We start from the raw sequence: 22,325 nt of genomic DNA, 5'->3' as shown, positions 1-22,325 counted from the left end.
GTGGGCCCGGTCGCGGTGGGAGACTTGCCCCATGCCCCTCACCGACCCGCACGACGACCACCTCCCGCTGGAGGGGTCGTCCACCGCCGCGCCCGGGGCCGGCGGGGACCTGGGTGCGGGGGCGCCCGAGCCGGCCCGGCCCGATCCCGACGTCCTGCCCGACGCCGTCCCGACCGGGGGCGACCCGGTGCCGGCGACCGGTGCCGGGGCGGCCGGATCCGACGCGGACCCGCCCGGCGACGGTGCAGCCGACACGGACGCCGCCGAGGCGACGCCGCCGGAACCGGAGCCCGTCCTGCCCGAGCCGGTCCGGCAGCGGATCGTGGCGCTGACCGCCGCCGTCCTGCCCGGCCTACCCGCCGACGAGGTGCCGGTGCCGCTGCGCCGGGTGGCCAAGTTCGCCCCCAACCGGCGGGCCCGGCTCGGTGGCTCGGTGATCGCCGCCCAGCTCACCGCCGACCCGCTGTTCCGGCAGCGGGTCACCGCCCGGGTGCTGACCGACGCCGGTGACCTCGGCGCGGCAGTGGTCGAGGGCACCGCGCCGGCCGCCGCCGACCCGGTCGAGGTGGCTGCCCTGGCCTATCTGGTCCGCCCCCGGGGCTGGCGGGAGCTGATCGACGCCAGCGGCGCGGCGGTCCGCGCCGAGGCGGACAGCGCGGTCGTCGCCGAGCTGGTCCGGGAGGCCGAGCAGCGGGCCACCCGCGCCGAGCACGACCGGGCGGTGGCCCGGGTGGAGGCGGAGAAGCTCCGCGACGAGTTGGCCCGGGTCCGCGAGGAACTGGGTCAGCTCCGGGAGGAGAGCCGCCAGCTCCAGCGCAGCCTGCGGGAGACCCAGGTCCGGGAGCGCCGGGCCAACGAGCTGCTCGCCACCGAACGCGGCCGGGCCGCCCGGGCCGCCGCCGACAGCGACGCCGAGCTGCGCCGGGCGCGGGCCCGACTGGCCGAGGCCGAGGCGGCGGCGGGGGTGGCCAAGGCCAGCGCGAAGGAGGCCCGCTCGGTCGACGACGCCCGGCTGTGGCTGCTGCTGGAGACGATCGGTCAGGCCGCCGTGGGGCTGCGCCGGGAACTGGCTCTGGACCCGGTGGACAAGCTCCCCGCCGACTTCGTGGCCGACGCCTTCACCGACGCCCCGGTCACCAGCCAGGGCGGGCCGGCCGCCCGCGCCCGGGACACCGACGACCCGGCCCGGCTGGACCAGCTGCTCGCCCTGCCCCGCGCCCACCTGGTGGTGGACGGCTACAACGTCACCAAGCGCGGGTTCGGGGAGATGTCCCTGGAGCAGCAGCGCAAGCGGTTGATCACCGGGCTCGGCGGGATCGCCGCGCAGACCGGCGACGAGGTGACCGTGGTCTTCGACGGGGCGGAGCGGATGCACGGCCTGCCGCCCACCCCGCGCGGGGTGCGGGTGCTCTTCTCCCGCAAGGGTGAGACCGCCGACGAGCTGATCCGCCGGCTGGTCCGGGCCGAACCGCCAGGCCGCCCGGTGGTCGTGGTCTCCTCCGACCGGGAGGTCGCCGACGGGGTACGCCGGCACGGGGCGTACCCACTGGGGGCCGACTCGCTGCTGCGCCGGCTGGCCCGCTCCTGAACCGGGCGGATCGCGGCGGTCCCGTGCCGACCGGCAGCCGCAGCACCGCGGCGCGCGGCGGTGGTCAGGTCGTCGGGGACGGGCTGAGCACCGCGCAGGCGGCCAACGCCTCGCCGGTCTTCGGGTCGCTGTCGACGAGCCGGTCCGGATCCTGGCCCCGGTCGGTGAGGCAGGTGCGGTAGGCGGTGGACCGCCCGTCGTCCGAGCCAGCCGGACGTGCGCCCGGTGCGCCGGATGCGCCGGGGCCGCCCGGCCGGCCGCTGGGCTGCACCGACGCACACGCCTGCTGCGCCTTCTGCCAGGTCTGTTCGTCGACCCCCTCGGGTCGGCCGCCGCCCGGGAAGCCGCGCCGCGCGCCCCGCGACGGGTCGGCGCTGCCGGTCGGGAAGCCCGACGGTCGGGCGGTCGGGCGGTCGGTCGGGAAGCCCGACGGCAGGCCGGACGGGCGTGCGCCGCCGGGGCCGCGGGACGGGCCCATCGTCGGCAGCGCCACACCGTTGTTCCGCAGGCACTCCTGGTAGGCCGCGAAGGAGTTCCCGGTCCCACCCGCGTCACCCGGCCCGTCGTCGTCGGACCCACCGCCGCAGGCGGCCAGCAGCAACGTGGCCGAGGCGGCGGCGGTCATCACGGTCGCCAACCGACGGAACCTCTTGGTCAACGGCACGGGCCCTCCTCAGGCTTCATCCGGTAGCTGCTCAGCGAACCCGTCGTACCTCGTCGGCGGCTCGGACCCGGCTCGGAGTTCCCTCGGAGCGCGACCCGGGGCACCTGCCGCAGGAGTCCGGTTCCGAGCGAACTCTGAGGTGCGGTCGAGCCGACCGCGAGGCGGGCTGCGCAGACTGCCCGACCATGGGGATCGGTCTGAGACGACGCTGGCGTACCCGGCGGACCCGGTGGTGGGCGGCCGGTGCCGCCGGTCTGCTGCTGCTCGGCGCGGCCGGCGTACGCATCTGGACGGCGGACACCCCGCACGCGCCGACCCGACCGGTGACGGTGGCCGTCGACCGGGGGCCGGTCGTCGTCGAGGTGGCCACCACGGGCACCGTCCAGCCGGCCACCACCCGCGGCCTCAGCTTCACCGTCGCCGGCACAGTGCAGACGGTCAGCGTGCGGCCGGGCAGCGTGGTCACGGTCGGCCAGCAGCTCGCCACGCTCGCCGAGGCCGACACGGCCGACGCGGCGGACACCGTCCAGGACGCCAGGACCGAGCTGGCCGAGGCGCGGGACGCGCTGACCACGGCATGGGACGCGGCCGACGACCCGGCACCGGACTGCGCCACCGGCACCGGGTCCGGCGCCGGGGCACGACCGGTGCTCTGGCACTCGCCGGAGCCCACCGGCACGACCGGGGCGACACCGACCACCGGCACGCCCACCACCGGCGGCAGCCCCACGTCCCGACCCACCGCGAGCTCGGCCTCGCCGAGCCGTACGCCAGGTGGCCCCGTGCCGACCGCCACCGGTGGACCGGGCGCGGCCCCGGCCCCGGCAGGCCCCGGGAGCGGTGGCGCGGACTGCGGCGCGGACGCCGGGGACGCTGCCCGGGGCACCGACCCGATCCTGGCCGCCCAACGCCGGGTCAACCGGGCCGAGGCCGCCCTCGCGCAGGCGCAGGAGGCCCTCGATGGTGCGACCATCAGCGCGCCGATGGCCGGCACCGTGCTCTCCGTGGCCGGGCCGGTGGGCAGCCGGGTGAACCGGGACAGCACCTTCATCACCCTGGCCGACACGTACGCCATGCAGGTGGTGGCGACGTTCCCGGAGGCCGACGCCGGGGCGCTCGCGGTCGGGCAGAGCGCCACACTGGCCCTGGCCGGCCGGCCCGAGCAGCCGTTCGAGGCGAGCGTGGTGCAGGTCGATCCGGTCGGCACCACCGACGGCACGATGGTCCGCTACGGCGTCGTGTTGTCCTTCACCACCGCCCCGGAGGACCTGCTGGTCGGGCAGAGCGCCGCCGTGACGGTGCAGACCGGTGCGGTGCAGGACGCGGTGCGCGTGCCGTCCACCGCCGTACACGAGGGGCCCGACCGTACCGGCAGGGTGCTGCCGGCGGACGGCGGTCCGGCCCGCACCGTCACCGTCGGGCTGCGCGGTGGCCGGTACACCGAGATCACCTCCGGGGTCGACGCCGGTGAACTGGTGCGGCGCTCCTGGTGACAGCCGGCGCACAGGTCCGGCACAGCAGGCGTGAAGGCTCGTCCGATACGCAGTTCGGGTGCACACCGACATCCTCCGGCCGCCCACGGCCGGCCCCATCCCGAGCGTCGAGGGCGAACCCGCCCGTGCCCGCCTGCTGGTGGTCGACGACGAGCCGAACATCTGCACCCTGCTGGCCGCCACCCTGCGGTTGGTCGCGTACGACGTGCGGGTGGCGGGATCCGGGAGGGCCGCGCTGGCCGGTGTGGAGGAGTTCTCTCCGGACCTGGTGATCCTCGACGTGATGCTGCCCGACCTGGACGGCTTCGAGGTGGCCCGGCGGCTGCGCGCCGCCGGCCGGCCGGTGCCGGTGCTCTTCCTGACCGCCCGGGACACCGTCGAGGACCGGGTCGCCGGGCTGGTGGCCGGTGCGGACGACTACGTGGCCAAGCCCTTCAGCCTGGAGGAGGTGGTGCTGCGGATCCGGGCGATCCTGCGGCGTACCCGGGCGGAGCTGCCGCCGGCACTGGGCAGCCGGCTGCTGCGCTACGCCGACCTGGAGCTGGACGACGACGCCCACGAGGTACGCCGGGCCGGGCGGCCGGTCGACCTGTCGCCCACCGAGTTCCGGCTGCTGCGCTACCTGCTGATCAACGCCGGTCGGGTGGTGAGCAAGGCGCAGATCCTGGAGCAGGTCTGGAACTACGACTTCGGGGGCGACGGGCGGGTCGTCGAGTCGTACGTCTACTACCTGCGGCGCAAGGTCGACCGCGCTGATCCCCCGTTGATCCACACGGTGCGCGGCGTGGGCTACACCCTGCGGCTGCCGCGCGGCAACGAGTGAGGCGGCTGGCCCGGGTGCGCCCCTGGTCGCACTGGACGCTGCGGTCCCGACTGGTCCTGGTCGTCGGGGCGCTCGCCACGCTGGCCCTGCTCGGGGCGAACACCGCCGGCCTGCTGCTGCTGCGCAGCTACCTGGTGGACCGGGTCGACGAGCGACTCGCCGGACAGGTCCGCCCGTTCACCGGCGAGCCCCGCCCGGTCACCGGGTCACCGGGCAGCGGGTCGGCGGCCAGCGGGTCGGCGGGTGCGCCGGCCGGACGGCTCGCCCGGCTCGGGCCGGACCAACTCGTGCTGTTCTACCGCGCCGACGGCACCCGCGACGCCGCGCACAGCAGCACCCCCAGCGCGACGGCACCGGACCCGGGCACGCTGGCCGAGGTGACCGCCCGGGCCCGTACCGGCCGGCCGTACACCGTCGCGGGTGCTCACGGCGACGACGACTGGCGGCTGTTCGCGGTGCCGGCGGACGGCACCGGCGCGGTCGTGGTGGTCGGTGCCTCGCTGGCCGAGGTGAACCGGACCGCCGACCGGTTGCTGCTCATCGACGTCGCGGTCACCGGCGGGGTGCTGCTCGGCCTCGGGCTGCTGGCCGCTTCGGTGGTGCGGCTCGGGCTGCGCCCGTTGACCCGGATGGAGCGGGTCGTCGCCGGCATCACCGGCGGCGACCTGACCCACCGGGTGGACGACACCGACCCGCACACCGAGCCCGGTCGGCTCGGTGCCGCGGTCAACCTGATGCTGGACCGGATCGGCACCGAGATGAGCGCCCGCGCCGCCTCCGAACGCCGGCTGCGGCAGTTCGTCGCGGACGCGTCGCACGAGCTGCGGACGCCGCTGACCTCGATCCGCGGCTTCGCCGAGCTGTACCGGCGCGGGGGCGCCCCACCCGGTGCCGTGCTGGACGAGACGATGGGCCGGATCGAGAGCGAGGCGGCCCGGATGGGTGTGCTGGTGGAGGACCTGCTCCTGCTCGCCCGACTGGACCGGCAGCGCACCCCCGCGCGGCGTCCGGTGGATCTGCTGGGGATCGCCGCCGACACCATCCGCGACGCGCACGCCCGGACGCCGGGCCGGCCCGTGCGGCTGAGCACCCTCGTCGAGCACGACCCGACCTTCGAGACACCGACCGTGCTCGGCGACGAGCACCGGCTGCGCCAGGTCGCCGCGAACCTGGTCGACAACGCGGTACAGCACACCGGGCCGACGGTCCGGGTGACCGTCCGCGTCGGTCGGCTCGCCCTCCCGCCGGCCGGGCCGGTCGTCCGCTCGGGGCCGGTGCCCGCGTCGGACGCGGACGGATACGCCGTGCTGGAGGTGCACGACGACGGGCCGGGCATCCCCGCCGGGCACGCCGGTCGGGTCTTCGAGCGGCTGTACCGGGCCGACCCGAGCCGGGGCCGGGCCGGCGGGGGCGGCTCCGGCCTGGGACTGTCCATCGCCGCGTCGATCGTGCACGCGCACGGCGGCTGGATCGAGCTGGACACCGGTCCGGGTGCGGGGACGACCTTCCGGGTGCTGCTGCCCGCCGTACCGTCGCCGCCGACCTCGTCGCGCGACGACCCGGCGGCGTCGATTCCGAGCCAGCTCTGAGCTTGCGCCGAAGCTTCTCCCAGCCGTGCCGGCGAAGCTGACCGCCATGCGAGTGCGCCTGCCGGCCGTCCTGCGCCGACCTCCCGTCGCGGTCAACGCCGCCCTGGTGCTGCTGTTGGCCGGCGGCGGCTGCTGGGCGTGGCTGTCGGTGCGCGGCGACGCGGCGGCGGACGCCCGGCCCACCGGCACCCGGACCGTCAGTGTGTCCCGGGGCACGGTGACCGCCACCGTCACCGCCGACGGCTCGGTGCGCAGCGCCTCGACGGCCAGTGCCAGCTTCGCCACCGCCGGCACCGTCACCGCCGTCCGGGTGCGGGTGGGCGACCGGGTGAAGAAGGGCCAACTGCTGGCCACCGTCGACCCGGCCGCCGCGCAACGCGACCTCGACGTGGCGACGGCGGACCTGACCGCCGCGCGGGACGCCCTGGACCGCGCCGAGGACGCCGGTTCGGACACCTCGTCGGCGCAGACCTCGGTCACCCAGGCCGAGTTGGCGGTGTCTGAGGCCGAGGCCGCGGTGACCGGCACCCGGCTGACCGCGCCGATGGCCGGTACGGTCGTCGCGGTCAACGGCACCGTGGGCAGTTCCTCCGGCGGGTCGGCCACCGGCGGCGGCTCGACCGGGCAGCAGGGTGGCAGCGGTTCGACGGGTGCCAGCGGCTCCGGGTCCACCTCCGCCAGCGGGTTCGTCGAGCTGGCCGACCTGACGAAGCTCCAGGTCAGCGCCGGTTTCGCCGAGGCGGACGCGACCCGGCTCAAGGACGGTCAGGCGGCCACCGTCACGTGGAACGCGTTGCCGGGGGCCCAGGCCGGCGGGCAGGTCGTCGCGATCGACCCGCAGGCCACCACCACCAACAACGTGGTCACCTACGGCGTCACGGTCAGCGTCGACGAGCTGCCCGCCGGGGCCAGGCCGGGGCAGACCGTACGGGTCTCGGTGGTCACCGGCACCGCCGCGGACGTCCTGACGGTCAGCTCGGCGGCGATCAGCGGCACCGGCGACCGGCGCACCGCCACCGTGCTCACCGAGACGGGGCAGGAGAGCCGGCGGGTCACCGTGGGCCTCGCCGGCGACCAGGCGTACGAGGTCACCTCGGGGCTGACCGAGGGGGAGCGGGTGGTGCTGCCGCAGAGCACCGGCACGGGCAGCACCGGCGGCGGAATCCCCGGCGGAGGCGGTCTGCCCGGCGGGGGTGGCTTCCCGGGCGGTGGCCTGCCCGGCGGGGGCGCCGGCCCCGGCGGCGGCGTCCGGGGCGGGAACGGAACCCGCTGATGACCCCGGCACCCGCCCGCCGGCCGGTCCTGGACGTCCGGATGCTGACCAAGGTGTACGGCGAGGGTCCGGCCGCCGTGCACGCCCTGCGCGGTGTCTCGCTGACCGTCGCCGCCGGTGACTACGTGGCCATCATGGGCTCCTCCGGTTCGGGCAAGTCCACCCTGATGAACATCCTCGGCTGCCTCGACGTGCCCTCCGGCGGGCAGTACCTGCTGGACGGGGTGGACGTGGGCAGCCTCGCCGACCGTCAGCTCGCCCTGGTCCGCAACCGCCTGATCGGCTTCGTCTTCCAGGCGTTCAACCTGATCCCCCGGACCAGTGCGCTGGCCAACGTCGAGCTGCCGCTGGCGTACGCCGGGGTGCGGGCCGGCCGGCGGCGGCAGCGGGCGCTCGCCGCGCTGGACGCGGTGGGGCTGGCCGATCGCGCCGACCACCAGCCCAACCAGCTCTCCGGTGGTCAGCAGCAGCGGGTCGCGGTGGCCCGGGCGCTGGTCACCGAGCCGGCACTGGTGCTCGCCGACGAGCCGACCGGCAACCTCGACAGCACGTCCACCGAGGACATCCTGGCCGTCTTCGACCAGCTCAACGCGGCCGGGCGGACGATCGTGCTGATCACCCACGAGCCGGAGGTGGGTGCCCGGGCCGGGCGGCTGATCCGGCTGCTCGACGGTCAGGTCCGCTCGGACGTCCGCCAGGGCGGGCGGCACGCGGTGCCGGGGGCGGGCCGATGAGCTTCACCGAGACCGTCCGGTTCGCGCTGCGTGGCGTGGCCGCCAACAAGCTGCGCTCGGCGTTGACCATGCTCGGCATCCTGATCGGTGTCGCCGCGGTGATCCTGCTGGTCGCGGTCGGCAACGGCTCGGCCCAGGCGGTCAACGACCGGATCGAGGCGCTGGGCACCAACACGCTGACCGTCACCGGCACCAACCGGGGCGGCAGCGGCGGCGGGCTGACCCTGGAGGTCGCCGACGCGCTCGCCGACCCGGTGCTCGCGCCCGACGTACGGTCGGTCTCGCCGCTGGCCACCACGAGCACCACCCTGACCTTCGAGGGGGCCGACCACGAGGTGCCGCAGTTCGTGGGTACCCGGCCGAGCTGGTTCGCCGCGTCGAACTCGCCGCTGGCCGCCGGCACGGCGTTCAGCGCCGACGACGAGGCGCAGGGCCGCCGGGTGGTGGTCCTCGGTCGGACCGTGGCCGACGAGCTGTTCGCCGGGGTGGACCCGGTGGGCCGGCAGGTGACCGCGGGCGGCGCGCTGTTCACCGTGGTCGGGGTGTTGGCGGCGAAGTCCTCGACCGGCTTCCAGGACGCCAACGACACCGCGATCGCGCCACTGCGGGCGGTACGCGAGGTGCTCACCGGGTACGGGTCGCTGAGCTCGATCCTGGTGGAGGCGGGTGATCCGGACCGGGTGTCGGCGGTGCAGGGGCAGATCTCCACCGTGCTCGCCCAGCGCCTGCCGACGTCGGCCTCGGGCAGCACCCTGTACCGGATCCAGAACGCCGCGCAGCTGTTGCAGACCCAGTCCGAGACGGCCGACACGTTCACCGTGCTGCTGGGCGCGGTGGCCGCGATCAGCCTGCTGGTCGGCGGCATCGGCATCACCAACATCATGTTGGTGACGGTGACCGAACGGACCCGGGAGATCGGCATCCGCAAGGCGCTGGGCGCCCGTCGGCGTACGGTGCTGACCCAGTTCCTGCTGGAGGCGACCCTGCTGAGCCTGCTCGGTGGGGCGCTCGGGGTGGCGGCGGCCCTGATCGGTGCCCGGTTCACCATCGTCGGGGTCCACCCGGTGATCGTGCCCAGCTCGGTGGGGCTGGCCCTCGGGGTCTCGGTCGCGATCGGCCTGTTCTTCGGTGGTCTTCCGGCGGCCCGGGCGGCCCGGCTGCGCCCCATCGACGCCCTGCGCTACGAGTAGGCCGACATGCGAGGAACCGACATGGACAGCAGCGACACCGTCGTCTTCGACCGGGTCGACGACCAACCACCGGTCCCGGCGGATGCCACGGACCGGGAGCTGACCGCCGCGCTCGCCGCGGCGGCACCGCGCCGCTGGTGGGACCGGACCACCCTGGCGCTCGGTGTGCTGGTGCTGGTGTTGGCCGGCTTCCTGGGCGGGGTTCACGTGCAACAGCGCTGGGGTGGTGCGGAGTCGGGCACCGCCGGGGCGGGGAGGGCAGGATTCCCGGGTGGTGTGCCCACCGCCTTTCCCGGCGTCGGCGGGCGTGGCCAGAGCGGCGTCGGGCCGGGCGGCGCAGGTCAGCCTGGTGGCGCGACCGCTGCGGCGACGACCACCGGCACGGTGAAGCTGGTCGAGGGTGGGACGCTCTACGTGGAGACCGCCGACGGCACCGTGATCACGGTGCGCACCACCGACGCCACCGCGGTCCGCACCGCCAGGGCCAGCACGTTGAGCGCGCTCAAGGCCGGACAGAGCGTCACCGTGCAGGGCGGCCCGGCGACCGACGGCACGGTCACCGCCACGACGGTCACCGCCGGGGGATGACCGCGTCGAGCCCCGCCGAGCCCGGTCGGCCACCCGGTGCGCCAGGGTGACGCTCTGCACGCTTCGACGCCGTTCTCCACCGGTTCGGCTCTGGTTGATCACCGGTTGTCCGGTTGTGTCGTACCCGATGGTTAGTGTCCGACCTGACCGACGGTGCTCGGGTGGTGACGAGGTCCTCCGCCCGACGCCGCACAGCGTCAGGAGGCACGATGCTCATCGACTGCGACGGTTGCCGGGTCCGGGGCGCGGGCTGCGCCGGCTGCCTGGTGACGGCCCTGCTCGACACCGACTCGCCGGCCGCCGGCCTGGGTGCCGCCGAGCACCGGGCGATCGAGGTGCTCACCCGCTCCGGCTTCGAGGTGGAGGTGCTGGCCCACGAGACCCGTCGGCCCCGGTCGACCCACCGCCGGGTCGCCTGACCGCCGCCGCGCCGGCGGGCCATAGGATGGGCGCTCACGGCGGGAGGAGCGGCGGCATGACACGGGTACGACGCCACGCCCGCGGACCCGACGCCGGGGCGTCCCGGTGACCCCGCGCGGCTGGGCGGTGCTCACCCTGGCGGCGCTGGTGCTGGCCCTGGTCGTCCTCGGTGCCCTGCTGGTGCCGTGGAGCCGGCCCCCGGCCCCCCGCGCCGACCAGCTCGCCGCCCTGCGTGACCTGCCCGCCGACCAGGTGGCCCGGGGGCGCGCGTTGCAGGCCGCCCTGCGCCCCGGCCGCTACACCGGGCTGGCCGTCGGCCTGCTGGTGGCCCTGCTGCTCGGGCTGACCCCGCTCGGCGCTCGGTTGGTCGAGCTGGCCGGTAGGCCGTTCGGTGACCACTGGATCGCCCGCGCGGTGCTCGGCGGGATCGCCGTGGTGCTCGTGGCCGACCTGCTCACCCTCCCGTTCGCCGCCTGGCGGCAGTCGGTGCTGACCCGGTACGGGCTCGCCACCCAGGGCTGGGGCGGCTGGACGGTCGACCTGCTCAAGTCGTACGCGCTCAGCGCGGTGCTCGCCGCGACCGTGCTGCTCGGCTTCTACACCGTCACCCGGCTCGCCCCGCGCTGGTGGTGGGCGTTCGGGGCGGCCGGCGCGGCCGGGCTGGTGGTGCTGCTGTCCTTCGTGCTGCCGGTGCTGGTGGAGCCGGTGTTCAACAGGTTCACCCCGATGGAGCAGGGGCCGCTGCGCACCGAGCTGACCGCACTGGCGGCGCGCGACGGCGTACCGGTGCGGGACGTGCTGGTCGCCGACGCCTCCCGCCGCACCCGGGCGGTCAACGCGTACGTCTCCGGCCTGGGGCCGACCCGGCGGGTGGTGGTCTACGACACCCTGCTGCGCGAGGCCACCCCGGCCGAGGTGACCAGCGTGGTGGCGCACGAGCTGGGCCACGCCAAGGACCGCGACGTCTGGACCGGCACGCTGACCGGTGCGCTCGGGGCCGCCGCCGCGGTCGTCGCGCTCTACCTGGTCGGCTCCTGGACGCCGCTGCTGCGCCGGGCCGGCGTCGACTCGATCGCCGAGCCCCGGGCGTTCGCGCTGCTGATCGCCCTGGTGACGGTCGTCGGGCTGGTCGCCGGCCCGGTGCAGGCGCTGGTGTCGCGCCGGGTCGAGGCACGGGCCGACGCGCACGCGCTGGCGCTCACCGGTGACCCGGCCACCTTCGAGGCGATGCAACGCCGGCTCGCCGGGGTCAACCTGGCCGATCCCGACCCGCCCCGGGCGGAGTACCTCTGGTTCGCCTCGCATCCGTCCACGGTGGAGCGGATGGCCGCCGCCCGCGCGTACGCCCGGGAGGCCGGCCGGTGACCCGGACCCTGCTGATCACCAACGACTTCCCGCCCCGCCCCGGCGGCATCCAGTCGTTCGTGCACCACCTGGCGGTCCGTCAGCCGCCCGGCTCGGTGGTGGTCTACGCCTCCAGTTGGCGCGACACCGCCGGGTTCGACGCCGCGCAGCCCTTCCCGGTGGTCCGGGACGCCACCCGGGTGCTGCTGCCCACGCCCCGGGTCGCCCGCCGGGCCGCCCGGCTGGCCCGGGAGCACGACTGCGACACCGTCTGGTTCGGTGCCGCCGCCCCGCTGGGTCTGCTCGCCGGGGGGTTGCGCCGCCGGGCCGGCATCCGCCGCGCGGTGGCGCTGACCCACGGCCACGAGGCCGGCTGGGCGACGCTGCCGGGGGCCCGCGCCGCGCTGCGCCGGATCGGCCGGGACACCGACGTGGTCACCTACCTCGGCGACTACACCCGGGTACGGCTGGAACGCGCCCTGCGCGGCGTCACCGAGCTGCACCGGCTCGCCCCGGGGGTCGACGTGGACACCTACCACCCGGGGGTGGATGGTGCGCCGGTGCGGGCCCGGCTCGGGCTGGCCGACCGGCCGGTGGTGGTCTGCGTCTCCCGGCTGGTCCCGCGCAAGGGCCAGGACATGCTGATCCGGGCCCTGCCGGCGATCCGCCGCCGGGTGCCCGACGCGGCGCTGCTGGTGGTCGGCGGCGGGCCCTACCGGGCGACGCTGGAGAAGCTGGCCCGGTCCACCGGCGTGGAACGTGACGTGGTGTTCACCGGCTCGGTGCCGTGGGAGGCGCTGCCCGCCCACTACGCGGCCGGTGACGTCTACGCGATGCCCTGCCGTACCCGCAACCGGGGGCTGGACGTCGAAGGGCTCGGCATCGTCTACCTGGAGGCGTCGGCGACCGGGCTGCCGGTGGTGGCCGGTGACTCCGGCGGCGCACCGGACGCGGTCCGTGAGGGCGAGACCGGGTACGTCGTCCCGGGGCGGGACGTCGCCGTGCTCGCCGACCGGGTGGCCACCCTGCTCGCCGACCGGGACCTGGCCCGCCAGCTCGGCGCGGCCGGTCGGGCCTGGGTGGAGAAGGAGTGGCGCTGGGAGACCCAGGCCCGCCGCCTGACGGACCTGCTCACCGGCACCACCGCCCCCGGCTGAACCGTCGGCCGGTCCGCGTGACAGGTCAGCGGATCTGTTCGAGGATGCGGGCGGCGGGGGCGGGCTTGCCGAAGTGCCAGCCCTGGCCGGCGTCGCAGCCGATGGCGCGCAGCAGGTCGGCCTGGTCGGCGGTCTCCACCCCCTCGGCGGTGACGGTCAGGTCCAGCGCGTGGGCCAGCGACACCAGCGAGGCCAGGATCTGCTCGTCGTTGCGGCTGGCCGGGTCGACCTGCGGGCTGCGCAGCCGGGTCACGAACTCGCCGGCCACCTTCAGCTCGGTCACCGGCAGGTCCCGCAGGTAGACCAGGTTGCTGTAGCCGGTGCCGAAGTCGTCGATGGCGATCCGGACACCCAGGTCGTTGAGCATCCGCAGGGCCCGGACCGGGTCCTCCCCGCCGGTGCTCATCATGGTGCTCTCGGTGATCTCCAACTGGAGCCGTTGCGGCGGCAGCCCGGTCTGCGCCAGCAGCCCGCGTACCTCCTGCACCAGGCCGGGGCGGTGGACCTGCCGGACGGCGAGGTTGACGCTGACGAACGGGGCGGGCCCGCCGCCGGCCGCCCAGCTCTCCGCCTCCCGGCACGCCTCGGCGAGCACCCAACCGCCGAGCCGGACGATCAGCCCGGTCTCCTCGGCCAGGCCGATGAAGCTGTCCGGGCCGAGCACCCCCAGCTCGGGATGCCGCCAGCGGACCAGCGCCTCCACCCCGACCACGGTGCCGTCCCGCAGCGACGTCAGCGGCTGGTAGTCGAGGAAGAACTCACCCCGGTCGAGGGCGGCGGGGATGGCCGCCGACAGGGCGTACCGGGCCAGCTCGGTGCGGTGCCGGGCCGGATCGAACAGCGCCCAGCGGGCGCCGCCGGCCGCCTTGGCCCAGTGCAGGGTGCTGTCGGCGGCGCGCATCAGCTCACCCGGGGTGGTGCCGGCCACCGGCCGCTCCACGATCCCCGCGCTGGCGGTGACGGTCAGCTCGTGTCCCTCGACCAGCGCCGGCTCGGCGACCGCGGCGAGCGCCGCCTCCGCCACCTTCACCACGTCGTCGGTGCCGTCGGTGCGCTCGACGAGGACGACGAACTCGTCACCGCCGAGGCGGGCCACCAGATGCTCGCCGACCGCCCGGCTCAGCCGCTGCGCCACCTGCACCAGCAGCGCGTCGCCGAGCTGGTGGCCGAGGGAGTCGTTGACCACCTTGAACCGGTCGAGGTCGAGGAAACACACCCCCACCCGGGCGGAACCCCGACCCGGGGCGGCGATGGCGGTGGCGAGCCGCTCGGTGAACAGGGTGCGGTTGGGCAGGTCGGTGAGCGGGTCGTGGGTGGCCTGGTGGCGGAATCGGGACTCGCTGTCGCGCAGCGCCCGTTCGGCCTGGGCGCGGGCCACCATCGCCGCCCGCCTGATGGACTCCTGCTCGTCGAGGGTCCGGTCACGCAGCGCGCGGGCGTACCCGGTGGTGATGGTGGCGAGCAACCGGGCCAGCCGGTCGGAGATGTCGTCGCCGACCAGCCCGAGGTCGCGCAGCAGGCGGAGCTGGACGACCTCGACGGTGCGCCCCAGGCCCTCCGCCGAGGCGATGTGTGCGGCCACCAGCTCCGCGCCCACCTGGTGGCCGACGCGCGGGTCGAACGGCTCGGCGCGCAGCGCGGCGGCCAGCCGGACGGTGAGCCGTTGCAGCAGCTCCTCCAGCTGGGCCTGGGTCATCGGCAGGTAGCTGGTGCCGGAGACCGCCTTGGCCCAGGCGCGGGCGAACGTGTCCGGGCAGGACACCCGGGGGCTCGGCGGGTCACCCATCGAGACGCCCGACGCCACCGAGGAACACGGCCTGCTCGGCGTTCTCGGCGCTCTCCGGCGTCTCGGGCCGCCACTGCGGCACCCAGACCACCCCGGGATCGACGATCGTGAAGCCGTCGAAGAATGCGGTCAGCTCGGTTCGGCTGCGGATGCACAGCGGGTTGTCGGTCCGCCGGTAGACCCGTTCCGCCTCGGTCCGTTCGGCCCCGCCGCGGGTGTCGTCGCTGGCCTGGGAGAGGACCAGGTAGCTGCCCGGGGCCAGCGCGGCGCGCAAGGTCCGCAGGATGTCCTCGGGATGGTCGGAGTGCGGGATGAAGTGCAGCACCGCCACGATCAGCACGGCCACCGGCAGGGAGAAGTCGACCAGCCGGGTCACCTCGGGGTGCGCCAGGATCGCCTCCGGCCGGCGCAGGTCCTCCTGTACGACCGTGGCGGCGGGGTTGCCGGCCAGGATCTCCTTGCTGTGCGCGACGGCGATCGGGTCGACGTCGACGTAGACCACCCGGGCCCGGGGGTCGGCCCGCTGGGCGATCTCGTGCACGTTGCCGACGGTGGGGATGCCGGAGCCGATGTCGAGGAACTGGCGGACGCCGGAGTCGACCAGGTGCTGCACCACCCGGCGCAGGAAGGCCCGGTTGGCCTGGGCCATCAGCGGCGCGTCGGGCACCGCCTCCACCATCGCCCGGGCGGCGACCCGGTCGGCGGCGAAGTTGTGCGAGCCGCCGAGGTAGTAGTCGTACATGCGGGCGACACTGGGGCGTTCGATGTCGATGTCGTCGGGTGCCCAGTTCGGTCGCTGCATCCCCAACCCCTTTGTCGAGTACCACCGCGAACATGGTCGACCGTGCGGTTCACCCGGGTATTCTGCCCGTCCGCTGCCCGGGTGCAAAGACCGCGATCAGTGCGCGACCGCTTCCTCACCGGGCGCAGTCGAACCGGTGGTGGGTGCCGAGGGCAGGCCCGGGTCCACGGCGGACCCGGGCCTGACCTCGGGCGGGGTGCCCCGCCTCAGAACTTGGGGGCGTCCGGTGCCTCAAGCAGGCCCAGCCGCAGGGCGGTCATCAGCGCCTGCGCCCGGTTGGCCGCGCCCAGCTTCTCGTAGAGCTTCGAGATGTGGGTCTTGGCCGTCGACTCGCTGACGAAGAGCTGCTTGGCGATGCCGGCCACGCTCATGCCGTCGGCGAGCAGCCGCAGCACCTGACCCTCGCGGGGGGAGAGCTGCGGGCCGGACGGGGCCAGCCGGCGCTTCATCGCCTCGGCCAGGTCGGCCGCGGTGAACGCGCTGGGCGAGGAGGCGGCGTGCCGGGCGGCGGCGACCACCTCGTCGGCCGGCGCGGTCTTCGGCACGAACGCGCTCGCCCCCGCCTCCAACGCGCCGAAGAGCTGGTCGTCACCGGCGTACATGGTGAGCACCACGATGCCCATCGACGCGCTGGACTTGCGCAGCGCCCGGGTGGCCTCCAGGCCGCTGCCGTCGGGAAGCCGCAGATCCATGATCACGACGTCCGGTTGCAGCGCGCCGGCCTGGCGCACGCCCTCCGCCGCCGTGGCGGCCTCGCCGACGACCTCGAACTGACGGTCCCGCTCGAAGGCGTGCCGCAGCCCCTTGCGGATCAGATCGTGATCGTCGACAAGGAGGACCTTGGTACGGGTGGCCGGTGTAGGGCTTGTGGTCATCCTGGAATTACTCCACTTCTGCTGCTGCGCTGCCACGCACGTTATCGCGCCGGGGCGACGAACCCACCACCACCGCCACGGTCGTACCACTGGGTTGCCGGGGACTGATCTCCAACCGGCCCCGGATACGTTCCGCCCTCTCCGCCATGATCGCAAGGCCGTAGTGACCGTCGGTGCGCTGGTCACCGATGCCGTGACCGTCATCCGACACTTCAATTTGTGCGTATGGGGGGTCCACCTCGCAGGTGACCCAGAGATTCGACGCCCCGGCGTGCTTGCGGGCGTTGGTCACCGCCTCCTGGGCGATGCGCAGCAACTCGGCCTCGGTGGCCGCCGGCAGCCGGGCGGTCGACTCGTCGAGCGACAGGTGCACCCGCAGCCCGCCCGACGCGCCGACGGTACGGGCGTACTCGGCGATCGCCGCCGCCAGGCCGCCGTGCCGGTCCACCTCGCTGCGCAGCTCGAACAGGCTCAGCCGCAGCTCGGTGATCACCCGGGTCACCTCGCCGCGCAGGGTGCGCAGCGCCTCGGCGGTCTCCTTCGGGTCCTCGTCGACGTAGGCCAGCGCGTTGTCGATGCCGTAGCCGACCATCACCAGCTCCTGCGCCACCCCGTCGTGGATCTCCCGGGCCAGCCGCTGCCGCTCCTCGTTGGTGGCCAGCGACCGCACCTCGTCGAAGAGCAGCGCCGCCTCCAGGCGTAGCGCCGCCGGGCCGGTCAGCGCGGTCACCCGGGACACCACCGGTGGCGGGTAGGCGTGCGCCGCGTCCGCCTCCAGCACCACCAGGCCGACCGTGCGGACCCCGGCGACCAGCGGCACGATCAGCGCCGAGACGTCCCCGCCGGTGTGCGAGCGGGCCTGTGAGCGGGCCGAGGTCTGCGGCTGCTGGCTGGCCCAGGCGTCGGCGATCGCCGAGTCGGCGTCCAGCGTCGTCTCCCAGTCGACCCGGTCCACCCCGACCTGGGCGAGCACCACCAGCCGCCCGCCGCCGCTGGCCGACAGCACCGCCCCCCGGCTGACGGGGGCGACGGTCCGCAGTTCCTCCAGCAGGTGCTCGGAGATGCCGCCCGGGTCGAGGGTGGCCCCGGGCAGCTGCCTGGCGACCGTACGCAGCTGGGTCAGCAGCCGGGTCGCCTCGGCGTACGGCTGGGGCTTGCCCTCGGCCCGGACCCGCATCACCTGGTGCAGCGTGCCGGCGGCGTAGAGGCCGAGCCCGGCGAGGATCAGCCACTGCGCGCAGACCGCCAGGTAGCCGGGCTGGCCGAGCTGCCGCCCACCGTCGACCTCGGTGAAGGCGCCCGCCACCAGCAGGGTGGCCGCGGTGACCCCGAGCAGCACCGCGCCCTCGCGGAACTGTCGGCGCAGCGCGGTCACGGTCACCGGCACCGCCAGGTAGGGCAGCACCGCCGAGGCGCCCAGCCCGCCGACCGACGAGCCGAGGTCGGCCTCGACGGCGACCTGGCTGGCGGCCAGCCCGATCACCACCGCCTCGGCGAGCCGGCTCAACGGGCCGAGCAGCCGGTGCTCGGGGGCGAACAGGGCGGGCGCTCCGGCGACCGCCAGCAGGGCGATCCACCAGAGCTGGGCGGGTTCGCGGGTGGCGATCAGGGTCAGTGCGCCGACCAGCGCGAGCATCACCGCACGCGCGGCGGCGGCGACGGGACGCGTCTGGGGGCGGACGGCTGTGGAGGCGGACACGTGACGGATCGTAGTCAGCCTTGGTAGATCTCCGCGATCTCGGCCGCGTACGTCTTGTGGACGACCTGTCGCTTGACCTTGAGCGAGGGGGTCAGCTCACCGGTTGCCTCGGTGAAGTCGCGGGGCAGGATGCGGAACACCTTGATCGCCTCGGCCTTGGAGACGGCCAGGTTGGCGGTGTCCACCGCGCCCTGGATCTCGGCGCGCAGCGCGTCGTGCGTCACGAGCTGACCGACCGGGGTGTCCTCGGGCAGGCCGTGCGCGGCCAGCCACTTCGGCAGCGCCTCCTCGTCGACGGTGACCAGGGCGGCGATGAACGGCTGCCGGTCGCCGACCACCAGGCACTGACTGACCAGCGGATGGGCCCGGACCTGGTCCTCCAGCACGGCCGGGGCGACGTTCTTGCCGGCGGCCGTCACGATGATCTCCTTCTTGCGGCCGGTGATGCGCAGGAAACCGTCGTCGTCGAGGTGCCCCAGGTCGCCGGTGCGGAACCAGCCGTCGGCGAGCGCCTCGGCGGTGGCCGCCTCGTTCTTCCAGTACCCCTGGAAGACCAGGTCACCGGCGATCAGGATCTCGCCGTCGTCGGCGATCCTGATGGTCACGCCGGGCAGCGGCCGGCCGACCGTGCCGATCTTCGTGCCGGTGGGCAGGTTGGCCGCGGCGGCGGGGGAGGTCTCGGTGAGGCCGTACCCCTCGCAGATGGTCACCCCGATGCCCCGGAAGAAGTGCCCGAGCCGGGCACCGAGCGGGGCGCCGCCGGAGATCGCGTCCCGGCAGCGGCCCCCGAGGGCGGCCCGCAGCTTGCGGTAGACCAGCCGGTCGAAGACGGCGTGCTGGGCGCGCAGTGCGAACCCGGGACCGCCCGCGGTCTCCTGCGCCTCGCTCCAGGCGATGGCGACCTTCTCGGCCCGGTCGAAGATCGCGCCCTTGCCGTCGGCCTCGGCCTTCTGCCGGGCGCCGTTGTAGACCTTCTCGAAGACCCGGGGCACCGAGAGCACGAACGTCGGCCGGAACTCCTGGAGCTGGGCGACCAGGTCCCGGGTGTCGGCGCAGTGCGCCATGGCGACGCGGGCCTGCACCACCCCGATCTGGATGAGCCGGGCGAAGGCGTGCGCCAGCGGCAGGAACAGCAGGGTCGAGGCACCCGGCCGGAACAGGTTCGGCAGCACCGGCACCGCGTTGGCGATGTCGGCGTACATGTTGCGGTGGGTCAGCACGCAGCCCTTGGGACGGCCGGTGGTGCCGCTGGTGTAGATGATCGTGGCGATGTCGGTGGCGTGGACGGAGGTGCGGCGGCGCTCGATCTCGTCCGGGTCGACCGACGCGCCGGCGGCGACGATCTCGTCGACCCCGCCCAACTCGATCTGCCAGATCTCGCGCAGCTCGGGCAGCCGGTCGCGGACCCCGGCGACCAGGGTGGCGTGGCTGTTGGTCTCCACCACCAGGGCGACCGCGCCGGAGTCGGCCAGGATCCAGGCGGCCTGTTCGGCGCTGGAGGTCTCGTAGATCGGCACGGTGACCGCGCCGGCGGCCCAGATGGCGTAGTCGAGCAGGGTCCACTCGTAACGGGTGCGGCTCATCAGGGCGACCCGGTCGCCGGGGGCCACGCCCGCGCCGGCCAGCCCCCGGGCCACCGCCACCACCTCGTCGCGGAACTGCCGGCAGGTGACGTCGACAGCGGCGCGGCCCTCGGCGGCGGGCCGGACGAACTGCACCGCGTCCGGCGCGGCCTCGGCGTTGTCCCAGACCGGGTCGGTCAGGTTTGCCGCGTCGCCGATGGTGACGATCGGCGGGACGGAGAACTCGCGCACCTGCACTCCCTCGTGCTCGCACTGGCCGGGCCGACCACGGGCCGGCATGGTCGAAACCTACCCGGCCGGGCGGGCGGTTGCGCCAGCCAGGTTGCCCGCCCACCGGCCCGACCCCTGCCCGGGGGGTGGAGCGGGGCATCCGTCGCCCGCGCCGGGTAGCCTCCCCCCATGGCGGACTCCTCCACCCAGTCGATCATCATCGGCGCGTCACCGGATCGCGTCGCGGCGGTCGTCTGCGACTTCGCGCGCTACCCCGAGTGGACCGAGGCGGTGCGGCGCACCGAGATCGTCGAGGAGTACGAGGACGGCTACGCCAGCCAGGTCCGGTTCACCATCGACGCCGGGGTGATGGCCGACGAGTACGTGCTGGCCTACGAGTACGCCGAGGACCTGTCCCGCATCGAGTGGCACCTGGTGACGCCCTCGACGATGCAGAAGTCCCAGCGTGGCTCGTACGACCTGGTCGGCAACCCGGACGGCACCTGCACGGTGACCTACACGCTGGAGGTCGAGTTGTCGGTGGGCATGCTCGGCATGTTTCGCCGAAAGGCGGAGAAAATGATCATGGATACGGCGTTGAAGCAGCTCAAGCGCCGGGTAGAAGCAACCGGTGCGGCGTAACGACGCGACGGCCGGCGACACGACGAGGGAGCCGACCATGGGCGCAACGGAACCGGGCTCGGCCCGGGAGGAAGCGGAACGGCTGGTCGCCACGCTGCTCGCGACGGCCCGGCTGGCGTCCGCCGGCGGTGGCCCGGGGGTGGGACCGTGGGGTCCGCTCGGTGGGATCGTCTCGGGTGTCCTCGGTCACAGTGCCGGCGTGTCCCGGCCGGCGGGCGGCAGCCACCGGGCTGAGGGTTTCGCCACCGGATCACCCGAGTGCTGCATCTGTCCGGTCTGCCGGGCCGTCGCCGCACTGCGCGATCCCAGTCCCGAATTCGCCGAGCGGCTCGCCACCGGCGCCGGGGATCTGGCGGCCGGCGTCGCCAGTCTGATGCGCGCGTTCGCCCCGCCCGCAACAGGGGAAGCAACCCCCGGGACGTCAGGTGACGCCACCGCGCCGACCAGCCCTTCCGATTCCGGTGCCGATCATGTGTGGCGCGAGGCCACCCGCACCGGGCATGATTCTGCGTCGGCGCCGGAGCGGGACGTCTGGTCCGCCGCCACCCGGGCGGAGGACACGGTCGAACCGGCCGTCGCCGCACCGCCCGTCGACGACGCCGGGCCGGCCGCGCCGGCCCAGCAGGTCCGGCCCGCGGCCGACGGTCCCGTGGTGCCCGCCTCGCGCGCGCCGGCCGGCGCGGACGGGGACGCACCAGGCGACGGGGCCTGACCACCGGACATCCCGGCAGCGTACGGCCGGTTTCGGCCGATGTCGGGCAGCACAGCAGAGGGGAGTGGCCGCGGTGACGCTGACCATCGGAGTCGACGTCGGTGGCACGAAGGTGGCCGGCGGTGTCGTGGACGACACCGGCAGGGTGCTCGTGCAGGCCCGGCGGGACACCCCCGCGGACGACGTCGGCAAGACCCGCGACGTCATCATCGAACTGGTCACCCAGCTCGCGACCGGCCACCAGGTCGACGCGGTGGGGATCGGCGCAGCGGGTTGGATCGACGCGTCCCGCTCCACCGTGCTGTTCGCCCCCAACCTGGCCTGGCGCGACGAACCGCTGCGCGACTACGTCAGCGCCGCCACCGGCCTTCCGGTGATCGTGGAGAACGACGGCAACGTGGCGGCCTGGGCCGAGTTCCGGCACGGCGCGGCCCGCGACGCCGACGACTCCATGGTCATGTTCACCATCGGCACCGGCGTCGGCGGCGGCATCGTCCTCGGCGGCGAGCTGGTGCGCGGCGCCCACGGCATCGCCGCCGAGCTGGGACACATGCTCACCGTCCCCGACGGCCACCAGTGCGGCTGCGGCCGGCTCGGCTGCATCGAGCAGTACGCCAGCGGCAGCGCCCTGGTCCGGTTCGCCCGCGCCGGCGCCCGGCAGGAACCGCAACGCGCCACCGCCCTGCTGGAGCTGGCCGGCGGTGAGGCCGAGGCGATCACCGGCCCGATGGTCACCACCGCCGCCCAGGCCGGCGACCCGATCTCGGCCGAGGCGTTCGCGCAGATCGGCCGCTGGCTCGGCACCAGCCTCGCCGACATGGCCCAGATCCTCGACCCGCAGGTGCTGGTGGTCGGCGGCGGCGTGGTCGACGCCGGTGACCTGCTGCTCGGCCCGACCCGGCGGTCCTTCGCCGACGCGTTGGCCCAGCGCAGCCGGCTCCCGGTGGCCGAGGTGCGTCCCGCCGAACTGGGCAACAGCGCCGGCGTCATCGGCGCCGCCGACCTGGCCCGCCGTCGATGAGCGCCGCGCCGACCGGGCCGCGCCCGGCCGCCCCCGCGCCCGCCGATGCCGCCGCAGGGGCCGCCGCTGCGCCGGCCGACGCCGCCGCAGGGACCGCCGCCGCGCCGCCGGCACCGGCCCCGACGGGAGCGG

Annotated in this window: 20 protein-coding genes; 14 read left to right on the top strand and 6 right to left on the bottom strand. The window is 75.0% G+C overall.

Annotated features, from left to right (window positions below; all coding sequences use genetic code 11):
* Positions 1-31 precede the first annotated feature (31 nt).
* Entirely contained in the window at positions 32-1,588 is a 1,557-nt protein-coding gene (locus tag JQN84_RS17035) for an NYN domain-containing protein (protein ID WP_204959338.1), read from the top strand.
* Between the two features lie 64 nt (positions 1,589-1,652).
* Here JQN84_RS17035 and JQN84_RS17030 read toward each other — a convergent pair whose 3' ends face one another.
* Complete coding sequence (locus JQN84_RS17030; RefSeq protein WP_307821267.1) at positions 1,653-2,252, bottom strand: hypothetical protein; 600 nt, start codon at positions 2,250-2,252, stop codon at positions 1,653-1,655.
* A gap of 185 nt (positions 2,253-2,437) precedes the next feature.
* On the opposite strand from JQN84_RS17030, the gene JQN84_RS17025 reads away from it, so the two are divergent.
* From JQN84_RS17025 to JQN84_RS16980, 10 genes are all read left to right on the top strand, one after another.
* Positions 2,438-3,745, top strand: a complete 1,308-nt coding sequence (locus tag JQN84_RS17025; protein WP_204959337.1) for an efflux RND transporter periplasmic adaptor subunit — start codon at positions 2,438-2,440, stop codon at positions 3,743-3,745.
* A gap of 97 nt (positions 3,746-3,842) precedes the next feature.
* Complete coding sequence (locus JQN84_RS17020) at positions 3,843-4,568, top strand: response regulator transcription factor (protein WP_204959643.1); 726 nt, start codon at positions 3,843-3,845, stop codon at positions 4,566-4,568.
* 14 nt (positions 4,569-4,582) lie between these two features.
* On the top strand, positions 4,583-6,157 hold the full coding sequence (locus JQN84_RS17015) for a sensor histidine kinase (RefSeq protein ID WP_421487751.1): 1,575 nt from the start codon (positions 4,583-4,585) through the stop codon (positions 6,155-6,157).
* A gap of 46 nt (positions 6,158-6,203) precedes the next feature.
* Positions 6,204-7,430: an efflux RND transporter periplasmic adaptor subunit gene (locus JQN84_RS17010; protein WP_204959335.1), complete on the top strand. Its 1,227-nt coding sequence runs from the start codon at positions 6,204-6,206 to the stop codon at positions 7,428-7,430.
* Positions 7,430-8,164: an ABC transporter ATP-binding protein gene (locus tag JQN84_RS17005; RefSeq protein ID WP_239485523.1), complete on the top strand. Its 735-nt coding sequence runs from the start codon at positions 7,430-7,432 to the stop codon at positions 8,162-8,164. The genes JQN84_RS17010 and JQN84_RS17005 overlap by 1 nt, the downstream gene beginning before the upstream one ends.
* Entirely contained in the window at positions 8,161-9,354 is a 1,194-nt protein-coding gene (locus JQN84_RS17000; protein ID WP_204959334.1) for an ABC transporter permease, read from the top strand. The genes JQN84_RS17005 and JQN84_RS17000 overlap by 4 nt, the downstream gene beginning before the upstream one ends.
* A gap of 21 nt (positions 9,355-9,375) precedes the next feature.
* Entirely contained in the window at positions 9,376-9,942 is a 567-nt protein-coding gene (locus tag JQN84_RS16995) for a hypothetical protein (protein WP_204959333.1), read from the top strand.
* A gap of 209 nt (positions 9,943-10,151) precedes the next feature.
* Complete coding sequence (locus tag JQN84_RS16990) at positions 10,152-10,361, top strand: hypothetical protein (RefSeq protein WP_204959332.1); 210 nt, start codon at positions 10,152-10,154, stop codon at positions 10,359-10,361.
* Between the two features lie 106 nt (positions 10,362-10,467).
* Positions 10,468-11,727: a M48 family metallopeptidase gene (locus JQN84_RS16985; protein WP_204959331.1), complete on the top strand. Its 1,260-nt coding sequence runs from the start codon at positions 10,468-10,470 to the stop codon at positions 11,725-11,727.
* Complete coding sequence (locus JQN84_RS16980) at positions 11,724-12,863, top strand: glycosyltransferase family 4 protein (protein ID WP_204959330.1); 1,140 nt, start codon at positions 11,724-11,726, stop codon at positions 12,861-12,863. Before JQN84_RS16985 ends, JQN84_RS16980 begins: the two co-directional genes overlap by 4 nt.
* A gap of 25 nt (positions 12,864-12,888) precedes the next feature.
* On the opposite strand, the gene JQN84_RS16975 is transcribed toward JQN84_RS16980, so the two are convergent.
* The 5 genes from JQN84_RS16975 to JQN84_RS16955 form a co-directional block, all read right to left on the bottom strand.
* Complete coding sequence (locus tag JQN84_RS16975) at positions 12,889-14,649, bottom strand: putative bifunctional diguanylate cyclase/phosphodiesterase (protein WP_204959329.1); 1,761 nt, start codon at positions 14,647-14,649, stop codon at positions 12,889-12,891.
* On the bottom strand, positions 14,642-15,451 hold the full coding sequence (locus JQN84_RS16970) for an SAM-dependent methyltransferase (RefSeq protein WP_204959328.1): 810 nt from the start codon (positions 15,449-15,451) through the stop codon (positions 14,642-14,644). The genes JQN84_RS16975 and JQN84_RS16970 overlap by 8 nt, the downstream gene beginning before the upstream one ends.
* Before the next feature lie 206 nt (positions 15,452-15,657).
* Positions 15,658-16,326, bottom strand: a complete 669-nt coding sequence (locus JQN84_RS16965) for a response regulator transcription factor (RefSeq protein WP_007072219.1) — start codon at positions 16,324-16,326, stop codon at positions 15,658-15,660.
* Between the two features lie 7 nt (positions 16,327-16,333).
* Positions 16,334-18,025, bottom strand: a complete 1,692-nt coding sequence (locus JQN84_RS16960; RefSeq protein ID WP_204959327.1) for a sensor histidine kinase — start codon at positions 18,023-18,025, stop codon at positions 16,334-16,336.
* Between the two features lie 14 nt (positions 18,026-18,039).
* Positions 18,040-19,839 (bottom strand): AMP-dependent synthetase/ligase, encoded by a 1,800-nt coding sequence (locus JQN84_RS16955; RefSeq protein ID WP_204959326.1) that lies wholly within the window; start codon positions 19,837-19,839, stop codon positions 18,040-18,042.
* A gap of 168 nt (positions 19,840-20,007) precedes the next feature.
* On the opposite strand from JQN84_RS16955, the gene JQN84_RS16950 reads away from it, so the two are divergent.
* The 3 genes from JQN84_RS16950 (at position 20,008) to JQN84_RS16940 (ending at position 22,193) form a co-directional block, all read left to right on the top strand.
* A complete protein-coding gene (locus JQN84_RS16950; protein WP_204959325.1) occupies positions 20,008-20,460 on the top strand; it encodes an SRPBCC family protein in 453 nt (150 codons plus the stop codon).
* 37 nt (positions 20,461-20,497) lie between these two features.
* Positions 20,498-21,172, top strand: coding sequence for a hypothetical protein (locus JQN84_RS16945; protein WP_204959324.1), 675 nt, complete (start codon positions 20,498-20,500; stop codon positions 21,170-21,172).
* A 73-nt stretch (positions 21,173-21,245) separates the two neighbouring features.
* Positions 21,246-22,193, top strand: a complete 948-nt coding sequence (locus tag JQN84_RS16940; RefSeq protein WP_204927818.1) for an ROK family glucokinase — start codon at positions 21,246-21,248, stop codon at positions 22,191-22,193.
* Positions 22,194-22,325: the final 132 nt, after the last annotated feature.

The organism is Micromonospora humidisoli (assembly GCF_016900955.1).
GTDB lineage: Bacteria > Actinomycetota > Actinomycetes > Mycobacteriales > Micromonosporaceae > Micromonospora > Micromonospora wenchangensis.
This window is presented reverse-complemented; position numbering and strand designations above follow the sequence as displayed.

Excerpts from the sequence above, each read along its gene's own strand:
- JQN84_RS17035 (WP_204959338.1), top strand. The coding sequence starts at position 32 with ATGCCCCTCACCGACCCGCACGACGACCACCTCCCGCTGGAGGGGTCG.
- JQN84_RS17025 (WP_204959337.1), top strand. The coding sequence starts at position 2,438 with ATGGGGATCGGTCTGAGACGACGCTGGCGTACCCGGCGGACCCGGTGG.
- JQN84_RS17010 (WP_204959335.1), top strand. The coding sequence starts at position 6,204 with ATGCGAGTGCGCCTGCCGGCCGTCCTGCGCCGACCTCCCGTCGCGGTC.
- JQN84_RS17005 (WP_239485523.1), top strand. The coding sequence starts at position 7,430 with ATGACCCCGGCACCCGCCCGCCGGCCGGTCCTGGACGTCCGGATGCTG.
- JQN84_RS17000 (WP_204959334.1), top strand. The coding sequence starts at position 8,161 with ATGAGCTTCACCGAGACCGTCCGGTTCGCGCTGCGTGGCGTGGCCGCC.
- JQN84_RS16995 (WP_204959333.1), top strand. The coding sequence starts at position 9,376 with ATGGACAGCAGCGACACCGTCGTCTTCGACCGGGTCGACGACCAACCA.
- JQN84_RS16990 (WP_204959332.1), top strand. The coding sequence starts at position 10,152 with ATGCTCATCGACTGCGACGGTTGCCGGGTCCGGGGCGCGGGCTGCGCC.
- JQN84_RS16975 (WP_204959329.1), bottom strand. The coding sequence starts at position 14,649 with ATGGGTGACCCGCCGAGCCCCCGGGTGTCCTGCCCGGACACGTTCGCC.
- JQN84_RS16970 (WP_204959328.1), bottom strand. The coding sequence starts at position 15,451 with ATGCAGCGACCGAACTGGGCACCCGACGACATCGACATCGAACGCCCC.
- JQN84_RS16965 (WP_007072219.1), bottom strand. The coding sequence starts at position 16,326 with ATGACCACAAGCCCTACACCGGCCACCCGTACCAAGGTCCTCCTTGTC.
- JQN84_RS16950 (WP_204959325.1), top strand. The coding sequence starts at position 20,008 with ATGGCGGACTCCTCCACCCAGTCGATCATCATCGGCGCGTCACCGGAT.
- JQN84_RS16945 (WP_204959324.1), top strand. The coding sequence starts at position 20,498 with ATGGGCGCAACGGAACCGGGCTCGGCCCGGGAGGAAGCGGAACGGCTG.